9 protein-coding genes are annotated in these 23,752 nt (G+C 61.4%); 6 read left to right on the forward strand and 3 right to left on the reverse strand.

Translation table 11 applies throughout. The annotated features are described in order from the left end of the window. The first annotated feature begins 175 nt into the window (after positions 1-175). The 3 genes from QQF33_RS12000 (at position 176) to QQF33_RS12010 (ending at position 6,264) form a co-directional block, all read left to right on the forward strand. Positions 176-4,198 carry an Ig-like domain-containing protein gene (locus QQF33_RS12000; protein WP_285157866.1) on the forward strand — a complete coding sequence of 1,341 codons (4,023 nt, stop codon included), beginning with the start codon at positions 176-178 and terminating at the stop codon, positions 4,196-4,198. Positions 4,199-4,347: 149 nt separating this feature from the next. After that, positions 4,348-4,704, forward strand: coding sequence for a hypothetical protein (locus tag QQF33_RS12005; RefSeq protein WP_285150805.1), 357 nt, complete (start codon positions 4,348-4,350; stop codon positions 4,702-4,704). A gap of 1,008 nt (positions 4,705-5,712) precedes the next feature. Further along, the gene (locus tag QQF33_RS12010; protein WP_285157867.1) at positions 5,713-6,264 is read left to right on the forward strand and encodes a YceI family protein; all 552 of its coding nucleotides are present in this window, start codon (positions 5,713-5,715) and stop codon (positions 6,262-6,264) included. Here the strand turns inward: QQF33_RS12010 and QQF33_RS12015 are convergent. From QQF33_RS12015 to QQF33_RS12025, 3 genes are read right to left on the reverse strand one after another with little or no spacing between them, the layout of a single operon-like run. Continuing rightward, a complete protein-coding gene (locus QQF33_RS12015) occupies positions 6,259-7,047 on the reverse strand; it encodes an anti-sigma factor family protein (RefSeq protein ID WP_285157868.1) in 789 nt (262 codons plus the stop codon). The genes QQF33_RS12010 and QQF33_RS12015 overlap by 6 nt on opposite strands. Continuing rightward, positions 7,044-7,559 carry a sigma-70 family RNA polymerase sigma factor gene (locus tag QQF33_RS12020; protein ID WP_324724410.1) on the reverse strand — a complete coding sequence of 172 codons (516 nt, stop codon included), beginning with the start codon at positions 7,557-7,559 and terminating at the stop codon, positions 7,044-7,046. Before QQF33_RS12020 ends, QQF33_RS12015 begins: the two co-directional genes overlap by 4 nt. Positions 7,560-7,581: 22 nt before the next feature. Next, on the reverse strand, positions 7,582-8,133 hold the full coding sequence (locus QQF33_RS12025) for a tetratricopeptide repeat protein (RefSeq protein WP_282492912.1): 552 nt from the start codon (positions 8,131-8,133) through the stop codon (positions 7,582-7,584). Positions 8,134-8,916: 783 nt separating this feature from the next. Between QQF33_RS12025 and QQF33_RS12030 the strand changes: the two genes are divergently transcribed. From QQF33_RS12030 to QQF33_RS12040, 3 genes are all read left to right on the forward strand, one after another. Then, positions 8,917-20,085, forward strand: coding sequence for a BapA/Bap/LapF family large adhesin (locus QQF33_RS12030; RefSeq protein WP_285157869.1), 11,169 nt, complete (start codon positions 8,917-8,919; stop codon positions 20,083-20,085). A gap of 71 nt (positions 20,086-20,156) precedes the next feature. Next, complete coding sequence (locus QQF33_RS12035) at positions 20,157-21,560, forward strand: TolC family outer membrane protein (protein ID WP_285157870.1); 1,404 nt, start codon at positions 20,157-20,159, stop codon at positions 21,558-21,560. After that, positions 21,557-23,743, forward strand: a complete 2,187-nt coding sequence (locus tag QQF33_RS12040) for a type I secretion system permease/ATPase (protein WP_285157871.1) — start codon at positions 21,557-21,559, stop codon at positions 23,741-23,743. The genes QQF33_RS12035 and QQF33_RS12040 overlap by 4 nt, the downstream gene beginning before the upstream one ends. Positions 23,744-23,752: the final 9 nt, after the last annotated feature.

The raw sequence follows: 23,752 nt of genomic DNA on the forward strand, positions 1-23,752 counted from the left end.
TTTTTTATTGCAGGTCAGTGTGGTAAATAGTGTGGTGAAAATGGCGGGGCTAATATTTTATTAAAGACAACTGTATTTATCGACGTGGCATTAAACAATGTCTCTCTGAGCCACCGCTCTGGCAAAAGATTTATCCAACTCACCGCAGTGATTCTTGTAAATAGGTTATATTCGCATGTATAAAAAAAGAATCCCGCCGACTCCGGCGGGCTATATTCGGCAGTGGCTGATATGGACGCAAATTGCGCTACAGATTATTTTTCCTTTTTTTACCGTCTTTCCTGCCAGCGCCGGGGAAGTCAAGGATGACGGGCAGGAATACGCCTCCCTGAGCGACAATATTAATCAGGTTGCCAGCACGCTGGCGGCAAATAATCTCCAGCAAAGCCTCTCTCAGGCCAAAGGCAACCTGGTCTCCGGCGTCACATCCTCGGCGTCGTCCTCCGCGCAGGCGTGGCTCAGCCAGTTTGGCACCGCGAAAGTACAGCTGAATGTCGACCAGGACGGCAACTGGGATCAAAGCTCGCTGGATCTGCTGGTTCCGCTTTACGATGACAAAAAATCGATGCTATTCAGCCAGTTTGGTTTGCGTAAACCCGACGATCGATTGACGACCAACCTCGGGATGGGGGTGCGAACCTTTTATCTCGACAACTGGATGCTGGGCGGCAACGCCTTCTTTGATGATGACATGACCGGCAAAAACCGACGCGTGGGCTTCGGGGCGGAAGCCTGGACAAACTTCCTGAAACTCTCGGCCAACGGCTATCTGGGCACCACCCAGTGGCACAGCTCCCGCGACTTTGACGACTACAACGAAAAGCCTGCCGATGGCTTTGATATTCGGGCCGAGGCATATCTCCCCGCACTTCCGCAGCTCGGCGCAAAAGTCATTTATGAAAAGTACTACGGCGATAAAGTGGCACTGTTTGATAAAGATGACCTGCAAAAAAATCCGTCTGCTGTCACCCTCGGCGTGAACTACACCCCCGTTCCGTTGATCACCGTGGGCACCAACTATCGCCGCGGTCAGGACGACATGAACGATATGCAGTTTCAGGTCGATATGCGATTCGACTTTGGCCACGACTGGCGTTATCAGCTCTCCCCGGACAACGTGGCGCTGCAGCGCAGCCTGGCGGGAAGCCGTTACGATGTGGTCGAGCGTAACAACCAGATCGTGATGCAATATCAGAAGAAAGAGACTCAGGGCGTGACCACCCTGCTGCTGACGGCCCTGACGGATTACAGCCCGGCGGATGGTCTGGCGCAGAACACGCTCCAGGTCCAGGCGCTGGATGCCAAAGGGGATAAGGTCAAAGGCGCGCCTGTGGCCTGGTCCGCCTCCGGCAACGCGAAGCTGGACAGAACCGCCGGCTCAACGGATGCCGAAGGGATGATGACGATTAATATTTCCGATGCTCAGAATGAAATCGTCAACGTCACCGCCACCAGCGGCAGCGCCTCCACCACTCTGCCGTCGCACTTTAACGAGGTCAAAGCGGCGAAACTGGTGCTGACGGTGGATAAAAACGGCAGCTTCGCCAACGGCCAGGCGACGGACGATGCCACGGTTCACGTGTCGGACATCAACGATCATCCGGTGGCGAACGCGAAAGTCGCCTGGGCGCTTGAGGCCCCGGCGAAGATCGCGGAATCTCAGGCGGTCACGGATGCCGAGGGGCTGGCGCACGTCAAAGCCACCTCCCTGGTGCCGGGTGAATCTGTGCTGTCGGTCAGTTCAGGTGATCTGTCCGATCAGAAAACGCTGCAGTTTGTCGTCAACGCCGAACAGGCCAAAATCACCGACTTTAGCGTCACCGTCGATAACAGCCCCGCCAACGGCAAAACACAAAACAGCGCGCTGATAACCGTTAAAGATCCCTCCGGAAATCCGGTCAAAGACCAGCCGGTAACGGTGAAAGCGGACAAATCGACGGTCGCGTTTGGCGCACCGGCCAAAGCGCGCGCGGCGACGCCGGGCCAGACCGATGACAAAGGGGAGCTGCGCGTCTCATTCAGCGACACGGTAGCAGAAAACGTGCAGCTCACCGCCACGCTCAGCAACGGCGACAGCAAGCAGACGCAGGCGACCTTCGTGGCCGACAGCGAAAGCGCGACGTTACACGACCTTAAGGTGACGAAGGACGGCGCGCTGGCGAACGGCACCGATGCCGACCACGCAGAGGTGACGGTGCTTGACGGCCAGGGCAATCCGCTTGCTAACCAGCTGGTCACCTGGAGCGCGACGCCGCAGGGCACCAGCTTCCTGCCCGCCAGTACCAGCACCACCGACAGCGCGGGTAAAGCGCAGATCGGCTACACCAGCAAGATCGCGCAAACCATCCAGCTGAGCGCCACGCTCGCCAACGGCGAAAAAGCCAGCACCGCGTCGCTTTTCGTCCCGGATGCCAACAGCGAGCAGATTAAAACCTACACCGTCACCGGCGGGGCGGTAGCGAACGGCACCGCGACCAACAGCGCCACGGTCATCGTGACCGATAGCTTTAACAACCCGGTCGCGAGTGAGAAAGTGACCTGGACGCTCTCCGGCACGGCGGTCGGGTCAGCGCCGGAAAGCACCACCGATACCGCCGGTAAAGCCTCAATCACCCTCACCGACACCAAAGCCGAGACCGTAGGCGTGAAAGTGGCCCTGAAAAATGGCGCCACTGAAACTCAGGACTCGGTGTTTGTCGCCGACAGCGAGCACGCGCTCATCACCTCATTGCAGGTGACGAAGGACGGCAGCCCGGCGGATAACAAAACGCCTGACACGGCAAAAATCGTGGTGATGGATAGCCACAATAATCCGGTGAAAGATGCCGTGGTGACCTGGACGTTCGACAGCGCCTCAGTCACCGCCCCCGCCACCAGCAAGACCAATAAAGACGGCGAAGCCAGCGTGGACTACACGGATGCCATTGCCGAGTCGGTTAATCTCACCGCCACCCTGGCCAACGGCGAGCATAAAAGCGTGGCAAGTCAGTTTGTCGCCGATGTCGCCTCCGCCAAAGTGGCGCTTGCGATGCTTAAGGACAACCAGCTTGCCGATGGGCAAAAAGAAGACGTGGTCAAAGCGGTGGTCACGGATGCGCTGGGCCATACGCTGGCGAATCAGACCATCACCTGGAGCACCAGTACCACCACGGCCTCCGTTGAGCCGACCAGCCAGACGAACATCACCGGTGAGTCGCAGGTGAACGTCACCGATACCGTCGGGGAAGCGGTGAACATCACCGCCACGCTCGCCAACCAGGCCGCGGCGTCGCAGACGGTGAGTTTCACCTCGCACAGCGTGACGGCGATCCAGCAATACCGCAGCCCACAGAAGGCGGACGGCAGCGGGCAGATCTACTTCACGGCGACGGTGACCAACGAAAAAGGGGCGCCGGTAAAAGATTCACCGGTCACCTTTAGCACCACGGGTCATGGCGTGCTGAGCGCCACCACGGTGAATACGGATGGGAACGGCGAAGCAGAGGTCACAGAGACGGATGTGACGCCGGAAGTGGTGACGGTGACGGCGAAATCTGCCGATTACGCGCTGGATGCCGGGAAAAGCACCACCGGGGAGTTTACCCAGGATCAGATCACCGCCCTGACCGCGAACGGCAAGAGTTTTGCCCCTGACGCCGGGTTCCCGAAAACCGGTTTCCTCTCGGGGAGCTTTACGCTGGAGATCGGCAATACAACGGCGAACAACGCCAACTATACCTACACCAGCGATAACAGCTGGCTACGCCCGGACAGCACGCCCGGTAAGTACATCATGGCGTCGCCCCCGACCGTCGACATGAAAACCGTGACCCTGACGGCCACGCCAAAATCCGGTCAGGGGCAGCCGCTCACCTATGTCGTACACCTCGATCACTGGTTTACCAACATCGCGCGGTCATCGAAAGATCCGACGGTCGCCGATCAGGACTGTCTCAATAAAGGGATGACTATCCCGGGTTACAAATTACTGTCCGATGTGCCTCCCAGCAGTCAGGGTGTGCGTGCTGTCGGCAGTTTGTGGGGAGAATGGGGCGATCTGAGCACCTACAGCAACTGGTCGACGGCCAGTACCGCTCAGTCGATGTGGGCGGCGGAAGATGGCGTTCACGAAACCCGCATTTTCGTCCACTGGCGTGATGGCTATGTGAACGAGAACATCCCGTCCGACAATATGGACGAGGTGTGCCTGGCGTTCTAAGCAGCAGAGAAGACTGGCGTTCGCAGAGTGGGCGGACGCCAGACTCAGACCCCTTTGATCCACTTACAGTTTTATCCTAAAGCCATGCCGCTTCGCTCGTGCCATCCTTAATCACGCTCATAACATGAATAACGTGAATTGAGGATATTATGAAAAAGACAATTATCGCATTATCTGCACTTCTGCTGGCTTCCCCTGTTTTTGCCGCAACCACACACGCAACCGACGACACCGTTGCCGCCGCGAAAGCGAACGCTAACGACGCGAAGCAAAAACTGCATGAAGAGCAGAACAAAGGTGAAGAGCTGAAGCTCAAAAACCAGCACGCCGCGGAAGGCAAAAGCGAGAGCTTTGGCAGCAAGGTGAGTGAGGATTCCCAGAAGGCATGGCACAAAACCAAAGAAGGTACCGAGAAAGGTTGGGATGCCACCAAAGAAGGGACCGAGAAAGGCTGGAATAAAACCAAAGAAGGCGCATCTTCTCTGGAAAAGAAAGTCACTGAGTAAGTTATCTCTCCCCGAAAAGGCCGCCATCGCGGCCTTTTTTATTTGCAGGCCGGTGCGGTCTGAATTGCCCGGTGGCGCTGCGCTTACCGGGCCTACAAAAGCCAGTTCGGAGGGTTTTGTAGGCCGGGTAAGGCGAAGCCGCCACCCGGCGCATACACCGCTGCGGCCCCAATTCGCCCGGTGGCGCTGCGCTTACCGGGCCTACAAAGTCCAGTTCGGAGGGTTTCGTAGGCCGGGTAAGGCGAAGCCGCCACCCGGCGCAAACGCCGCTGCGGCCTCAATTGCCCGGTGGCGCTGCGCTTACCGGGCCTACAAAGGCCAGTTCGGATGGTTTTGTAGGCCGGGTAAGGCGTAGCCGCCACCCGGCGCAAACACCGCTGCGGCCCCAATTCGCCCGATGGCGCTGCGCTTACCGGGCCTACAAAGTCCAGTTCGGAGGGTTTTGTAGGCCGGGTAAGGCGAAGCCGCCACCCGGCGCAAACACCGCTGCGGCCCTAATTCACCCGGTGGCGCTGCGCTTACCGGGCCTACAAAGGCCAGTTCGGAGGGTTTTGTAGGCCGGGTAAGGCGTAACCGCCACCCGGCGCAAACACCGCTGCGGCCCCAATTCGCCCGATGGCGCTGCGCTTACCGGGCCTACAAAGGCCAGTTCGGAGGGTTTTGTAGGCCGGGTAAGGCGAAGCCGCCACCCGGCGCAAACACCGCTGCGGCCCCAATTCGCCCGGTGGCGCTGCGCTTACCGGGCCTACAAAGTCCAGACCGGATGGTTTTGTAGGCCGGGTAAGGCGTAGCCGCCACCCGGCGCAAACACCGCTGCGGCCTCAATCGCCCGGTGGCGCTGCGCTTACCGGGCCTACAAAGACCAGCCCGGAGGGTTTTCGTAGGCTGGGTAAGGCGAAGCCGCCACCCGGCGCAAACAGCGAAAGTCTCAACTTTATTTCCCCTCACCCCGAATAAATCTCCCTCCCCGTGCGTTTACCCCTTGCCCGCATACTGGAGATCCGCCCGATGATTCGCCCTTTGATATTTGTGCTCGCCCTGCTCTCCCCTGCCCTTTACGCGCAGCCGGTCAGCTATGTCATCAATACCGAGAAAACCCCCATTACCCTCTCGTGGCACGCCTTCGGCGGTATCCTCTCCTGGGCCAATCTCAACGGCGTGACCGGGAACGTCACCCTGGATCCGAAGAATGAGTTCAGCGATCGCATCGAGGTCACCATCCCCGTCTCGACGCTGGTGGCGTCCAACCGCCTGCTCACCTGGCAGCTCAAGAGCGATATGTTTTTCGATGCCGCGCGTTACCCCACGATCCAGTTCAACAGCACGCGAATCGTCACGCTCGGCGACGGGCATTTCAGGGTGTTTGGCTCACTCAAGGTCAGGGACATTACCCGCCCGGTGATCCTGGAGGCGACGCTGGAAGAGCACAAAGCGCAGGAGTCCATCTCGCTGCACGCCACCACCGCCATCTCGCGATCCGCCTATCAGATGGACAAATTTGCAATGGTGGTGGATGACCGCATCAATATCAAAATTGAGATCCAGGCCAGCGCCTCATAGCAGCGCCAGCTGCAGCTGACGCGCGCTGGCCTTAAGCTGCGTCGCCGGGTTGCGACCAATCAGCACAAACTGATAGTCCCTGTCGCGCCACCAGGCAACATTCATCCCGTGCCGCTGTTCGTTGCTGATATCGGTCACATCCCCCTGCTCAAGGGGGGAAATACACAGCGCCATCGGCCCGAAATCCGCATGCATCCAGACGATCTGAGCGATCGCCGTGCTCTCGTAGCGCAGCATGCGGATCATCTTCAGCTCCGCATCGGCCAGAGCCAGCTGCGGCTCACTCACTTTCAGGCCGATATCCTCGGCGGTGCGCACGATCCCCCTGGCAATGAGCGGCGGTGAGTTGTCCACATCCAGCAGAGTTTCGGCGCTGTAGAGCGACATATACTGCGCCTCAAGATCGCGAATACGTTCGTTCTCCGTGTGCAACGCCACCGACGGACGCGCCAGATAGCCGAGCCCGGAACCGATCAGCAGAAAACTGACGGACGCGGCGATAAGCGCCCGGCGGCTGACACCGGGCCGGGACGCCGGAGTGTTTGCCAGCCAGATCTCCAGCCGTTCCTCCATCTGCGCCGACGGCGCCTCTTCCAGCAAAGGCGCAAACGCGCGCTGATAATCCTGATGGCTGGTTTTCAGCTCCTCCGTGCGCATCGAAAGCCGCTCGTCGTGGTCAAGCTGCTCTGCAAAGACGCGGGCGTCGTTGGGGTCCATCTCGCCATCCAGCCAGGCGACAATCGCATCGTCCTGATAAGGAGGCGTAAAACGTAACGATTTCAAGAGCGTTTCTCCTTTGCTGCCGGGCGGGCGTCCAGGGTTTTCGCCAGTTGGGCCCGCGCCGTGGCCAGGCGGCTCATCACGGTGCCGATGGGGACCGACAGCGTGTCAGCCGCCTCCTGATAGGTAAATCCTTCGACGTAGACTAAAAACAGCGTGTTGCGCTGGGCTTCGGGAAGAGCATTCACCCGCTGCATGATTTTCTGATAGTGAATGCGATCCTCATCCTGTCCGTGGGTATCCGGGGCGATCAGCTCTTCGCTGGGCACAAACCCCTGCCCCTGACGGACGTGGCGGGCGCGCAGATCGGAGATCCAGATGGAGTGGAGAATCGAGAACAGCCACCTGTCGATGCGGGTGCCCGGCGTGTATTGCGCGCTCCGTTCGAGCGCGCGGACGCAGGTCGACTGAACCAGCTCCTCAGCCAGATCCCGGTTTCGCGACAGCACCAGCCCGTAGCGCCAGAGGCGCGTCAGGTGTGCTGCCAGCTGTTGGCGAACGTCACTGGTGGTGATTTTTCATATCCTCCCGCTGCAATCAGGATTCCGGATGACCGTTGATCGCCGCCTGCAGATCGCGATACTCCTCGCAATCCTGGCCGCAAATCCCGGCAATGACTTTCAGCTGCTCTTTCGCCAGATCCGGGCGACCTTTCACCATCCAGGCTTCACCCAGATACTCACGTGCTTTGGCGTAGTTGGGTTGCAGGGCAAGGGAGCGCTGATAATAGCCGATGCCCTCATCCGTGCGCCCCAGTTTGCGGGTCGCATAGCCGCGATAGTTCCACGCCTCTGCCGTATTGGCATTTTTCAGGGAGTCCAGCAGATTCAGCGCCGCCTGGTACTCCCCTTTTTTCGCGAGGTGGTACGCATAATTGGTTTTGTCCTCATCGCTGAGGCTGCTGGTTTTCTCCGGGACACAGGTCTTACTCACGCTGTCGTACACCTGCCCCGACGGGCAGTCCGGCGTTTTACTCTCAGTATCATTATTGCCCATCGCAAAGACCTGCGGGGCCTGTAAGAAAAATAACAGCGCCGGGATGGCGAGGGTTTTAGCGAAGGTACGAGGAAGCGATGACAGAGCGTTCATTTTCTACTCCTGGTTCGGTGGTTGTCAGGTGAACGAGGAGTAAACGCCTGAGCGCCCGCTTCTATTCGACGAAAAGGGAAGATTTATCGGTGCCGAAAATCATACTAACGGCCTATGCAACCTGATAACGGAAAAGGATAAATTGAGCCAACAATAAAGCCCGCATTTATTATTAGCGTATCTAGCAGATTATTGCCGCTTCGCCACTCCTATTTTTCATTCCGGTCGCAAACATAATATATCGTATAAATGATTCATTCACCGCATCTAAAATAACGTTTTAGCCCTCCTTAATTGACCGCGTATTTACATTCAATAAATTCAAATATATTCACTGAATTAATTCGCATTATATCCAAAGCCGAAAAGAGAAAAAAACACCGCAGCCGCACGCCGCGCGGGATACGGTGGGAAACTGGCTTATAGCCATCTTGATAAAACTATTCAATTCAGAAGGGGTTAACTGCAGGTTACCGGTGCTTCATTTGCATAATCTGATATTTATAGCTATATCATTTTTAGTCCATTTAAATAATATCTTTATAAATCACAGGGCTTTATATAACACAAAAAACACCGAATACAAGTCAAGCCAAAGTAAATAAATAGCTTCACCTGATGTTGCCACTCTATTCGCTGGCGGGCATCGGCCGCTCTGAAGAAATCAACGGTAAGCACTATCGTCAAAAATAGTGAATTCGCCGGGGGCGCTCTTTACCCGCAGAAAAGTGATGGCTTCGTCTTGCACGCCATTTCAATAAAAATCTGTTGGGAGTCATCAATATGAGCCAAATCTCTGTCATTTCGAAACTTACTGGCGTGGAAACCACCACAGAAGGCACTCAGGTTACTCTGGATCACTCCTCCATTGTGAAGCTTCACGTCGGCCGGGCCGACATTTCCCACTACACGCGCAGCGGCAACGATCTGATCGTCAGCCTGCACTCCGGCGAAGTCATTACCCTGAAAAACTTTTACCACGGCGACGCACAGGGCGAGAGCCAACTGGTGCTGCAGGAAGGCAACGGCGCGCTGTGGTGGATTGAAGACCCAACCGCCGCAGAACATTACGAGGCGATTGCCTCAACGGATGTCCTGATGGGCTCCTCCGGCGATGGCGGCGGCGCGGCCATCTGGCCGTGGGTGCTGGGCGGTGTTGCCGTCGCAGGCGGGATCGCCCTTGCCGCGGGTGGTGGCGGCGGAGGTGGTGGCGGCGATGACGACAATCCGACCAACCCTGGCAATCCGGGGAACCCGACTGACCCGGACACCACGCCGCCGAACGCGCCAACCAACCTGCAGTTCTCCGGGGATGGGACCTCGGTGTCAGGGACCGCAGAGCCTGGCAGCACTATCACCCTGAAAGATGCCAACGGCAATCTGGTCGGCACCGGGAAAACCGGCAGCGACGGGAAATTCACCATTGAACTCGGCACCCCGCTGACCAACGGCGAGCAGATAACTGCCACCGCCACCGACTCCTCCGGCAACGTCAGCAAAGAGGGTCACGTCACCGCGCCGGATCTGGTCACGCCAGATGCACCGGACATTTTGATTGTTAACGACGATGTCGGGAGCGAAACGGGCCCGCTGTCCAACGGCCAGCGCACGGATGACGCGCGCCCGACCCTGAGCGGGATCGGCGAAGCGGGCACCACCATCACCATCTTCGATAACGGCACCAAAATCGGCACCACAACCGTCGACGCTAAGGGCAACTGGAGCTTTACCCCGCCGAACGCGCTGTCCAACGGCAGCCATACTCTGACCTCTACCGCCACCGATGCGGCGGGCCACACCAGCGCGCCGTCTGCCGGGATCACCATTGTGGTCGATACGGTGGCGCCTACGGCACCGGTGATTTCCAGTGTCACCGATGACGTCGACCCGGTCACCGGGCCGCTCAACAACGGCGGCAGCACCAACGATCAGCGCCCGCTGCTCACCGGCACCGCCGAAGCCAATTCCACGGTGACGATCTACGATAACGGCATCGCAATCGGCACCGTCACCGCCGCCGCGAACGGCAGCTGGACCTTTACCCCGTCGGTCAATCTGAGCGAAGGCAGCCATGTGCTGACGGTTCGCGCCACCGACGTGGCCGGGAATACCAGCCCCGCCTCGCCGGGCTTTACTATCACCGTCGATATCACCGCCCCTGCCGCGCCGTCGGCGTTTGTGGTGAACGATGAAGTCGGCTCGATCCGCGGCGCGGTTTCCGCCGGCCAAACCACCGACGCCAGCCAGCCACGCCTCACGGGCCGCGGCGATCCGGGCAGTACGATTATTATTTACGATAACGGCGTGGAAGTCGGGAGAGTGACCGTCGGCCCGAACGGCCTGTGGGCCGTAGCGCCGAATGGCCCGCTGTCGGAAGGCCCGCACTCGGTCACGGTGCGTGAAATTGACGCCGCCGGAAACCCGAGCGGCCTGTCGCAGGCCATCAACTTTATCGTCGACACTGTCGCACCGACCCAGCCGGTGATCGCCTTAAACCCTGCCGGGAATCAGGTGACCGGCACCGCCGAACCGAACAGCACCATTACCATCACCAACGGCACGGGTCAGAGCTGGACGGGCACGACAGATAGTAGCGGTAACTTCACCATTCCGCTCAGCCCTGCGCAGACCAACGGCCAGACCATTTCCGTCATCGCCTCTGATGCCGCCGGGAACGACAGCATTCCCGCTACCGTCGTCGCCACCGACACTATCGCGCCGAACCCACCGGCCGATCTGACCGTCGCCGGTAACGGCGCCAGCGTCAGCGGCACCGCCGAAGCCAACAGCACCGTCACGGTCAAAGATCCGGGCGGCAATGTCATTGGCACCGGCACCACCGACGGGACCGGCCATTTCACCGTGCCTGTCGCTCCGCCGCAAACCAATGGCGAAGTGCTGGAAGTGATCGCCAAAGACCCCGCGGGCAATGTGAGTCAGCCGGGTCATGCCGATGCACCGGACACCACCGACCCGCTGGCACCGGATAATCTGGCTGTCTCTGACGATGGCACCACCGTCACCGGCACCGCCGAGCCGGGCAGTACCGTCAGCATCAAAGGCCCGGATGGCACCGAGCTGGGTCACGCCACGGCGGGCGATAACGGCGACTTTACCGTCACCATTACTCCGCCGCAGCTCAATGGCGAAACGCTGACCGCCGACGCGACGGATCATGCGGGCAACACCGGGCCAACCGCCTCGGTGGATGCCCCGGATATCACCCCGGCGCAAACCCCGGTGATCACGTCGGTGTATGACGACGTAGCCAACGGCATCGGCGATGTCGCGAACAATGGCCTGACCAACGACGCGACGCCAACCATTCGCGGCACCGGGGAGCCGGGCACCACGCTCTATCTCTTCAGCGGCAGCAATCAGATCGGCACTCTGACCATCCCGCCGAGCGGTATCTGGGAGTACACCCCATCGGTGCACCTGCGCGAGGGCGGGCACGTCCTGACCGCCACCGCCATTGACGCCGCCGGGAACGCCAGCGGCACCTCGAACAGCTGGAGTATTACCGTCGACAGCGCGGCCCCTGCGGCACCTGTCATTACCTCCGTGGTTGACGATGTCCCAGGCAGAACCGGTCCGCTCGATACCGGTGAAATCACCAACGATGCTCGTCCAACCCTCAACGGCACGGGCGAACCCGGGGCGACCATCAGCGTGCGTCTGGACGGCGTGCAGATTGGTACCGCCGTGGTCAGCGATGGCGGTTCATGGACCTTTACCCCGACGCAGGCTCTCCCGGAAGGCGGCCCGCATACGCTCACCGCCGTGGCGATAGATCAGGCCGGGAACGTCGGTTCCCCTTCGAACGGATTTGAGATCATCGTCGACACCACGCCGCCACCGGCCCCGTCGATCGCGACGGTCACCGACAACACCGGGAGCGTCACCGGCCCGGTCACCAGCGGCACGCCGACGGATGAAACCCGTCCAGTGCTGACGGGCAACGCTCCGCCGAATACGATTATTACCGTGTACGACGGCACCACTCTGCTCGGCACCGCCACCCTCAACGGCAGCGGCGGCTGGAGCTTTACCCCACTCACCCCGCTCACCAACGGCACCCACTCCCTGACGGTGGTCGCGACCGATTCCGCAGGCAATTCCACCTCGTCACCGCCATTTAGCCTGGTGGTGGATACCGTCGCCCCGGCGACGCCAGACTCCCCGGACGTGACCGTCAACCCGGACGGCCAGCCAACCGCGCTGAATCCTGGCGAAGCGACGCGCGACACCACGCCGACCTTAAGCGGCACCGGCACGCCGGGCGATACGGTGACCATCTACATTGACGGCGTTAAACAGCCTGATGTGATCACCGTTCAGCCGAACGGCACATGGACCTGGACGCCGACTCAGGCGCTGCCAAATGGCTCTTACGATGTCGCCCTGACCGTGACCAACAAAGACGGCGCGGGCAACGAAAGTGCGCCATCTCAGCCGGTGACCATCATCATTGATACCGATCCGCCAGCGACCCCAACCGCACCGGTGGTGACCGATAACGTCAGCCAAATCACCGGCCCGGTTGCGGATAACACCAGCACCAACGATTCACGTCCGGTGCTGAGCGGCACCGGTACCGCCAACGACGTGATCATTATTTATGACAGCGTGGGCGGCGCGGCGAAAATCGAAGTGGGCCGCGTCACCGTCGGCGCGGACGGCAACTGGAGCTGGCGGCCAGACACGGCGCTGACCCAAACCACCCATGCCTTCACCACCACCGCCACCGACGAAGCGGGGAACGTGTCGGGCACATCGCCGGTGATTACGGTGACGGTGGATACCACTCCGCCGGTCACGCCTGAAATCACCGCAGGTACCGTCGCTAATGGCGGCTCGACGTCAGACGCCACCCCGACCATCAGCGGGACCGGCACCAGCGGCGATACGGTGATTATCTATAACAACGGGGTCGAAGTGGCTCGCGTGCCTGTCACCGGCGGCAACTGGACCTGGACCAGCCCGTCCGTCTCAGACGGCGCGCTGAAACTGACCGTCTCCTCCGTCGATGCAGCGGGTAACGTCAGCGGCACCAGCCCGGTTTACACCATCACGGTGGATACGGTCGCGCCGACCACGCCGCAGATCGATAGCATCTCCAGCAGCACCCTGGCGAACGGCACCCTCTACACCAATGACAACACACCGACCATCAGCGGCAAAACCGAAGTTGGCAGCACCATCACCGTGCGGATCGACGGCGGCGCACCGCAGCAGGCCACCGTGGATGCCAACGGAAACTGGACGCTGACCCTGCCGAACGGCTCAGCGCTGACGGATGCCCCTCATACCATTATCGTCACCGCCACCGACGCCGCTGGAAACAGCTCCCAGAGCGCGCCGGTCACCGTGACGGTTGATACGGATGCACCAGACGCACCGATTGTCAGTAACCTCGCCGTCGAAGGGACGCCGCTGACAGGGACCGCAGAAGCCGGTTCCACGGTGATCGTCAAAGGGCCAAATAATGTTGAACTGGGCCGCGGCGTGGCCGATTCCGGCGGCAATTTCTCCATTGCCCTGTCTCCAGCGCAGACCAACGAAACCACTCTCACCGTCACAGCGACAGACGCCGCAGGTAACGCCAGCGGTACTACGAGCTATCAGGTCACCGACACGCAGGATCTGCCGGATGTTCCGGCGATCACCTCCATCGTCGATGACAATGGTCTCAGCGGTGACGTTGAGGTGAAAGGCTCAAGCTCCAACGACACCACGCCGATCCTCAGCGGGACCGCCGTGGCGAACAGTATTGTGACCATCTATCTCGATGGCAGCCTGGTGCCCTGGGCGGTTGTCACCGCTGGCCCAACCGGAGCCTGGACAGCCAGCTCGCTGATTCCGCTCGGCGAAGGCCCGCACAGCTTTGCCGCCACCGCCACCGTGGGTGCTGAGACCAGCGGCCTCTCTCCTGCCGCCACCGTCACCATCGATCTGAACGCCCCGAACACACCAATCCTCGGCGCGGTCACCGATGACGTCGGGCCTGGCACCGGCCCACTGACCAACGGACAAATCACCAACGACAGCCGCCCAACCCTGAGCGGCACCGCCACGGCGGGCGACACCATTACCATCTACAACAATGGCACCGCCATTGGCACCGTGGTGGTCGGTTCCACCGGCACCTGGAGCTTTACCCCAGGCGGGGCGCTGGGGGAAGGCAACCACGCCCTGACCATTTCCGCCACCGATCCGGCGGGGAATGAAAGCCCGCAATCTCCGCCGTTCAATATCGTGGTCGATACGGTCTCCACCACGCCGGTGATTGTCGGCGCGGACGATAACGTCGGCACCGTGACCGGGAACGTCCCGTCCGGCGGCACCACCAACGACAGCACGCCGACGCTTTCGGGCACGGCGGAAGCCAACAGCAGTATCGCGATTTTCGAAGGCAGCACCCAGATTGGCACCGCCACCGCCAACGGTTCCGGGAGCTGGAGCTTTACCCCGACCACGCCGCTGGGCGAAGGCAGCCACACCTTTACGGTGATCGCGACCGATCCTCAGGGCAACGTCAGCACCAGCTCGAACAGCTACACCGTGATCGTCGATCTCACCCCGCCAGCGGTACCGGTGCTCACCTCCGTTGCCGATGACGTGCAGGGCGGCGCGGTCGGCAATCTGACCTCGGGGCAGCTCACCAACGATTCCACGCCAACCCTCACCGGGACCGGCGTCACGGGCAGCACCATTCACATCCTGAATAACGGCGTCGAAATCGGCACCGCAGTGGTCGTGGGCGGGGCCTGGACCTTTACACCGCCGACCGGACTGGCAGACGGCGTGTACAACATCAGGATCAACGCCACCGACCCGGCGGGTAACGTCTCGGCGAACTCCCCGGTCTTCTCCTTCACCGTGGATACCACGCCGCCTGCGGCACCGGCCCTCACCTCGGTGCAGGACGACGTCGGCCCGGTCACCGGGAATATCACCGACGGCGGCAGCACCAACGACAGCCGGCCAACCTTTAACGGCACCGGCGAGATCGGGGCGACGGTCACTCTGCTCAGCGACGGACAACCCTTCGGCACCGCGGTGGTGAACTCCCAGGGGAACTGGACTTTCACGCCAACGGCACCGCTGGCCGACGGGGCGCACACCATCACCATCAGCACCACCGACGTGGCGGGCAATACCTCCACCACCAATACCACCTTCACGCTGACGGTCGATACCCAGCCGCCAGCCGCACCGCTGATTATTAACGCCACGGATGACGTCGGCGCTATTCTCGATCCGGTGTTAAACGGCAAAACCACCGACGATACGCGACCACAGCTGAACGGTTCGGCGGAGGCCAACGCCACCATCATCATCTATGAAAATGGCGTCCAGGTCGGCACAGTGCAGGCCAACGGCTCGGGCGCATGGAGCTTCACCCCGCCGAGCGCCCTGAGCAACGGCAGCCACACCTGGACCGCCACCGCGACCGACGCGGCGGGCAACGTCAGCGTGGCGTCTCCGGGCTTCACGGTGATCGTCGATACCATCGCACCGCTGGCTCCGGCCATCACCCAGGCGATTGACGATGTCGGCACCGTCACCGGCCCGCTCGGCAGCGGCCAGACCACAGATGACACCCTGCCGCGCCTGATCGGGACCAGCGAACCGAACGCGACCATCAATATCTATGAGGGCAGCACGCTGCTCGGCACCACCACGGCGGATGCCAGCGGGAACTGGGCGGTGACGATCACCACCGCGCTGACGGCAGGACCGCATAACCTTGTCGCGCAGGCCACCGATGCGGCGGGGAATAACAGCGATCCGTCCCCGAGCTTTAGCCTGACTATCGACCTCACGCCGCCAACCATTCCGGTGCTGCTGACGGTGGTAGATGACGTCGGCACCGTGACCAACCTGACCAGCGGCCAGCTCACCAACGACGCCCAGCCAACCCTCTCGGGCACGGCGGAAGCGGGCTCGACGGTGAAAATCTACGATAACGGCGTGCTGATTGGCTCCGTCACCGCCACCGGCGGCGCGTGGTCCTTCACACCGACCCCGGCGCTGAGCGATGGGCTGCACCCGCTGACCATCACCGCCACCGACGCCGCCGGGAACGCCAGCGGTCCGACAACGGCGTTTGTGGTTAACGTGGACGCCACCGCGCCAATTGCCCCGGTGATCTCGTCGGTGGTCGACGATGTCGGCACCATCACCGGACCGGTGATCAATGGCAATCCGACTAACGATACGACGCCGACGCTGAACGGCACCGCCGAGGCCAACACGACGGTGCGCATTTACGACAACGGCGTGCTGATCGGCACCGTCACCGCCGACGGTAACGGCGTCTGGACGCTGCCGCAGGCGACCATCTCGTTGACCAACGGACAGCATAACTTCACCGCCACCGCGACCGACGCGGCGGGCAACACCAGCGCACCGTCGTCCATCACCTCTATTGTGCTGGATACCGTCGCGCCGGGTGTGCCGGGCACGCTGGCGGTCATCAGCAACGGGACGCACGTCACCGGTCTGGCGGAGGCGGGCAGTACCGTTACCATCACCAGCAGCACCGGGACCGTACTGGGCACGGCGACAGCGGACGGCAGCGGCGCGTTCAACGTCACCATTTCACCGGCGCAGACCAACGGCGAAACCCTGCTGGCCTTTGCGACCGATAAAGCCGGTAACGCAGGCGCCACCAGCAACGTCATCGCGCCATTCACTAACCTGCCGAATGCGCCGCTGATTACCACCGTCAACGACAACGTCGGGACCATCACCGGCAATCTGACCAACGGCAAATCTACCGATGACACCACGCCAACCCTGAGCGGGACGGCGCAGCCGAACTCCACCATTACGCTGTACAACAACGGCGTGGCGATGGGCACGGCGACCACGGATGTCAACGGTAACTGGACCTTTACCACGCCGGTGCTGGGCGAAGGCTCCCACGCCTTTACCGCCACCGCCACCAACGTCATCGGCGGCACCGGGCCGGTCTCGCTGCCGACGACGGTCATCGTCGACACCATCGCCCCGAACGCGCCGAACGGCACCTTCAACGCCGACGGCAGCGTGCTGACGGGCACCGCCGAAGCGGGCAGCACCGTCACCATTCGTCTGGCGGATGGCTCAATAGTCACCACGACGGCTAACGCCGGAGGCACCTACAGCTACAGCTTCCTCAATAAACAGACGGAAGGTCAGACCCTGCAAATCACCGCCACCGATGCGGCGGGCAACACCTCGACGCCGGGCTCGGCGCTGGCCCCTGTGGTGCCGCTGTCGGCCAGTTCAAACGTGGAGGAGCTGGCACTTGGCACCACGGCGACGGTGACGAACGCTCAGTACAGCGACTACGGGTCTCTGCTGGTCGGCGCGCTGGGCAACGTCCTGACGCTGCTCGGCAACGACACGGCGCAGGTCGGCTTTACGGTCAGTGCGGGCGGAAGCGCAGATATCTCGATCAACGCCAACGCCACGGGCGTGGTGCTTTCTCTGCTCAATACCCTGGAAGTGGTGGTGCAGCGCTGGGATGCGGTCAATGGCACCTGGACCACGGTGGTGGATACCGGTCTGCCGCAGTTTGCCAACCTGCTGACCCTCGGGGCGAGCGGCGTGACGCTCAACATGACAGGGCTGGCGGACGGGCAATATCGCGTGCTCAGCTACAACACCAACCTGCTGGCAACCGGGTCCTACACCAGCCTCGACGTAGATGTCACCCAGACCAGCGCCGGGACGGTGACGGGCGTCACCACCCAATCCGGAAACGTGATTTATGACGTTGACCCGACCACCGGCAGCGACAACGCCCCGGCGGGCACCCGCATCACGGCAGTCACCGATGCGCAGGGCCACACGGTAAACGTGACCGCAGACGGAACGGTGATCCAGGGTCAGTACGGCACCCTGACCATCAACCTCGACGGGAGCTACACCTACACCCTGACCAACACCAGCGCCGCCGTTCTGGGGCGGACCGAAAGCTTCACCTACACCATCGGCCATAACGGGGCCAGCGCCTCGGCGCAGCTGGTGATCTCGCTCGGGGCGAACACCGTCACCAACAGCGTCACAGCGGTGGACGATACGGCGAGCTTCACCTTCGACACCAGCGTGCACGCCATCAACAACGGCACCTCGTCCCAGGGTGGCTTTACCGTTGTCGGCGTGAACCTCGGCAACACGCTGGGGCTGAACCTCCTCGACGATCTGAGCAATCCGATCATCTATAACGTGGCGGAAGGCACCACCCGCACCATGACCATCCAGGCCTCCGTGGGCGGCGTGGCGCTCGCCTCGGTGTTCGACCTGTACGTCTATAAATTCAACGAGGCGACGCAAACCTTCGAGCAGATGCGCGTCCAGCCAGGCTGGCTGCGTGCGCCGCTGCTGGGCGGAACCTCAGCCACCCTGACGCTCAACCTGCCGGCGGGTGAATACCTGTTCCTGCTGAACACCGCGGCGGGGATCACGGCCCTGACGGCCTACACCCTCAACGTGCTGGAAGACCATGTCTACACCGTCTCAAGCGTCGGCGGCAGCACCACCGGCGATGTGCTGGCGGATGATATCGCTCCTGCCGGGACGCACGTCACCTCGGTGAACGGGGTGACGGTCAACGGCACCGGCGTCACGACCATTCAGGGGGAATATGGCACCCTGACCATCAATGCGGACGGGAAATACACCTACACCCTGAACAGCGGTGTCGGGGCCGATCACATCAAAACGCCGGATACCTTCGTCTACACCGTGACCGCGCCAAACGGCGATAAAGACACGGCGTCGCTGAACATCACCCCAACGGCACGGGCGATGGATGCGGTGAACGACGTCAGTGCGGTGATGGACGTGACCTCGGTTCACCACACCTCGGCTTACTCGGACACCACCGTCGGAAGCGCCAGCTGGCAAGCGGCGCTGCTGGCCTCCACTCAGGGCAGCGGCAGCGGCACCTTTGTGGTCGACCCGAACACGGCGCTGCATAACGTGGTTCTGCACTTCAACGTCGCGTCATTGCTCTCTCTCGGCGGGCTGACGGTGGACTGGGTGCTGTCGAACGGCTCGACCACCATCCGCAGCGGTTCGTTCAACGGCGGATTACTGCTGGGCGGCACCGCGACGGTGAACCTCAGCGGGCTGGATCTGGATGCGGGCACCTACACCCTCTCCTACACCGGGAAAATGGGCGCGCTGGCGGCGGGGCAAATCACCATCACCCCGGACGTGGTGGGGACCACTTACTCCCTCACCCAGTTCGATTCCACCAGCGGCCACACCGTCAACGGCAACATCTTTGACGGGACGGATTCGCAGGGGGCGATGGATCAGCTGCACTCGGTCGATACCCGTCTGAGCATCACCAGCTACAACGGCGTGACCACCACCCTTGACCCGTACACCACCAGCGCCGCTAACGTCACCATTCAGGGGCATTACGGCACGCTCTCCATCGGTGCAGACGGGCATTACACCTACACCATGAACACCGGGGTGTCGCTCTCGAGCATCACCTCGAAGGAGGTCTTCAACTACACCCTGACCGATGCGGCAGGCAAAACGGACAGCGCCTCGCTCACCATCAACATGGCACCGCAGTTCATCAGCTCGGAGCATAACGATGTGATCAACGGGACGGCCTACGGCGATACCCTGATTTATCAGGTACTGAACAACACCGTGGGTAACGCCACGGCGGGCAACAGCACCGGGGATCACTGGACCAACTTCTCCATCAGCCAGGGGGACAAAATCGATATCGGCGATCTACTGGTGGGCTGGAACGGACAGGCATCGACGCTCGGGAACTACGTGCATGTCACCACCAGCGGTAACAACACTGTGATCTCCATCGACCGTGACGGGACAGGGACCACCTACACTAATACCACGCTGGTCACTTTGGACAACGTGCAGAGCAGCTACGACGAACTGGTTAATCAGCACCACAACATCATCACCTGATAGCACAACACAACTGACCCGGGCGTTCAGCGCCCGGGCATGAAGCGGTACTCTTTTATTAGGGATATGACATGGGAATGAAGATGCCTTACTGGTGGCTCTCGTGCTGCCTGATATCTGTGCCCGCGCTCGCTGCCAATCCTGCGGGGGTGATCAACACCGGCTTCCTGAGTGAAGAACAGGAGCTGCCGTCACTGAATGGCCGCGTCGCGCCGGTTGCCGGTAACGCCGCACCCGGCACGCTCAAGCTGGGGGACGCCGTGAACCGCGCCGTCAGCTGGCATCCGACCATCAGCGAAGCGGTCGGGAAACTCTACGAACAATCGGAACAAGTCGACGTCGCCAAATCGAAATACTATCCGCAGGTCAATGCGGGCATGGACGGCGGCTATAGCCACGACGGCAGCAACAACGGCTTTACCCCTTCTTTAGTGCTTTCTCTCTCTCAGATGCTCTACGACTTTGGCAAAGTCGCCAGCCAGGTGCGCGCCGAAAGCGCGGGCGTGGCCCAGCAGCAGGCCAATGTGCTGGTGAGTATTGATACCATCGGCCACGACACGGCGCTGGCGATGGTGCAGGTGCAAACCTGGCAGCAGATGGTGGAAACCGCCAAAGAGCAGCTCGATGCGCTGTCGTCTATCGGCAACCTCGCCCGCCAGCGTAACGACGAAGGGGCGAGTTCCCTGTCGGACGTGGTGCAGACCGACGCCCGTATCGAAGGCGCTCGCGCTCAGCTCATGCAGTATCAGGCGAGTCTCGACAGCTCCCGCGCCACGCTGATGAGCTTTCTCGGCTGGAATAACCTGAACACCATCAGCAACGACTTTCCCGATAACCTGAAACGCAGCTGCGATGTCGCCGAGCCGGACGATCGGCTGGTGCCTGCGGTGCTCTCCGCGTGGGCGCAGGCCAACGTCGCGCAGGCCAATCTCGACTACGCCAACGCCCAGATGACGCCGACCGTCTCGCTCGAACCGGAAGTGCGTCACTATCTCAACGACCGCTACGCGGGCAGTGAGTCGCTGGATCGCACCCAGTACTCCGCATGGGTAAAAGTGCAGATGCCACTCTATCAGGGCGGAGGTCTCACCGCCCGGCGCAACGCCGCCGGACACGCCGTCGAAGCCGCGCAATCAACCATTCAGCGCACGCGCCTCGACGTGCGTCAGAAATTACTCGAATCGCGCAGCCAGGTGATGAGCCTGCTGAGCACCCTGCAAATCCAGGGCCGCCAGGAAGCCCTCAGCGTCCGCACCCGCGAACTCTATCAGCAGCAATATCTCGATCTCGGCTCACGCCCGCTGCTCGACGTGCTGAACGCCGAGCAGGAGGTCTATCAGGCGCGTTTCACCCAGCAGCAAACCGTCGGGCAACTGCACCAGCTGCAGCTGAGCTGCCTGTATAACACCGGCCTTTTGCGTCATTCGTTCGATCTTGAGAACCGCACCATTCAGACTGTGGAGATCCAGCCATGAAGCAAACCGAAAAAACGCTGGGCGAAAGTATTTCTGAAGAGACGCTGGAGCACTGGGCGCAGGCCTTTGGCTATGTCGCCACCCGCTATCGCGTGGCCTGCTCGCCAGGCGCACTGGTCGCCAGCGCGCCGTGGCTGAAGGGCAAACCGATGGTCCCGGCGCTGACCCAGTTGGCGCGCGAAGCGGGGCTCTCCTTTCAGCTTCTGACCGCCACGGAGCAGTCCATCAACAGCTGGAAACTGCCGGTGGTGGTTGAGCTCAACGAAGGAAAAATCGGCGTCATCGAGCACTTCGACGGCGACGATACCCTCGATATCAACTTCATCGACACCTCGCCGCACAACAATCGCGTGTCGATGACCGCCCTGCTGCCAGCCATTCGCCACGTGGTCGCCCTGCGCCCGCTGGCGGCGCTGAAAGACAGCCGCGTCGATGCCTATATTTCCAAATACCGCCCGGACTGGCTCTACCGCCTGGTGATGCGCGACATGCGCCCCTACACCTGGGTGATGCTGGCGGCGCTGTTCATCAACGTGCTGTCGCTCTCCGGGATCGTCTTTTCGATGCAGGTGTATGACCGGGTGATCCCCGCTCAGTCCTACCCGACGCTGTACGTCCTGACCATCGGCGTGTTGATCGCCACCTTGTTCGGCTTTGTGCTGCGCATCGCGCGCGGGCACATTATGGATCTGCTCGGCAAACGCGCCGATCTGCGCGTCTCGGATCGGGTGTTTGGGCACGCCCTGCGCCTGCGCAACAGCGCGATCCCGCGCTCGACCGGGAGCTTTATTTCCCAGCTGCGCGAGCTGGAGCAGATCCGCGAGATGGTCACCTCCTCCACCATTTCAACGATTGTCGATCTGCCGTTCTTCTTCCTGTTCGTGGTAGTGCTGGCGATCATCGCCCCGCAGCTGGCGTGGATCGCCCCCGTCGCCGCGGTGCTGATGGTCCTCCCCGGCCTGCTGCTGCAGAAGAAACTCGCGGCGCTGGCGAAGCAATCCGCCCATGAATCCACCCTGCGTAACGCCGTGTTGGTGGAGAGCGTGCAGGGGTTGGAGGACATCAAGCTGATGCAGGCGGAGAACCGCTTTTTGCAGCAGTGGAACAGCTACATCCAGATCACCGCCGAGTCCGGTCTGCGCACCCGCGAGCTGACGCAGAACCTGATCAGCTGGGGAATGACCATTCAAAGCCTGGTTTACGCCGGGGTGATCGTGGTCGGCGCGCCGATGGTGATCGACGGCACGCTCACCACCGGTTCGGTGGTCGCCGCCTCGATGCTGGCCTCGCGGATGATCGCCCCGATGGCGACCCTGTGCGGCGTGCTGGCCCGCTGGCAGCAGGTGAAAGCCGCCAAAGAGGGGCTGGACAGCATCATGCAGCTGCCGACGGAGAATCAGCGCGAAGAGTCGCCGATCCGCCAGGATGTGCTGCGCGGGCATTACCTGTTCGATCAGGCGCAGTTTCGCTATCACCCGGAAGATCCGCGCATGGCCCTGCGCATCAACCGGCTGGAGATCCAGCCCGGCGAGAAAGTGGCGATCCTCGGGCGCAACGGCGCGGGGAAATCCACGCTGCTGCAGGCGATGTCGGGCGGGATGGATCTGGCGGGCGGCGAACTGCGTCTCGACAACCTCAGCCTGCCGCATCTCGACGTGGCGGATCTGCGGCGCAACGTCGGCTTTATGACCCAGAACGCCCGGCTGTTCTACGGCACCCTGCGAGAAAACATTACCCTCGGGATGCCGTGCGCGACCGATGAGGAGATCTTCGCGGTACTGGAGATGTGCGGCGCGGCGAGCTTTGTACAGAAACTGCCGAAAGGGCTCGACTACCCGATCATGGAGAACGGCGTGGGGTTGTCCGGCGGGCAGCGTCAGTCGATCCTGCTGGCGCGCATGTTCCTGCGCGATCCCAATATCGTCCTGCTGGATGAACCGACCGCCTCGCTGGACGAGCACACGGAGCGCGAGTTTCTCCAGCATCTCGGCGAGTGGCTCGGCAACCGGACGCTGATCGTCGCCACTCACCGCGTGCCGGTGCTGGAACTGGTGGAGCGCGTGGTGGTGCTGAAAGAGGGCATGCTGGTGATGGACGCGCCGAAAGCGCAGGCCCTGAGCAACAGCCGCATGCAGCAGCAGGCAAACGGACGGGAGTGGAAAAATGAAAATCAGTCAGCGTGACGTGGCGGC

This window comes from Lelliottia wanjuensis, from assembly GCF_030238365.1.
Taxonomy (GTDB): domain Bacteria; phylum Pseudomonadota; class Gammaproteobacteria; order Enterobacterales; family Enterobacteriaceae; genus Enterobacter; species Enterobacter wanjuensis.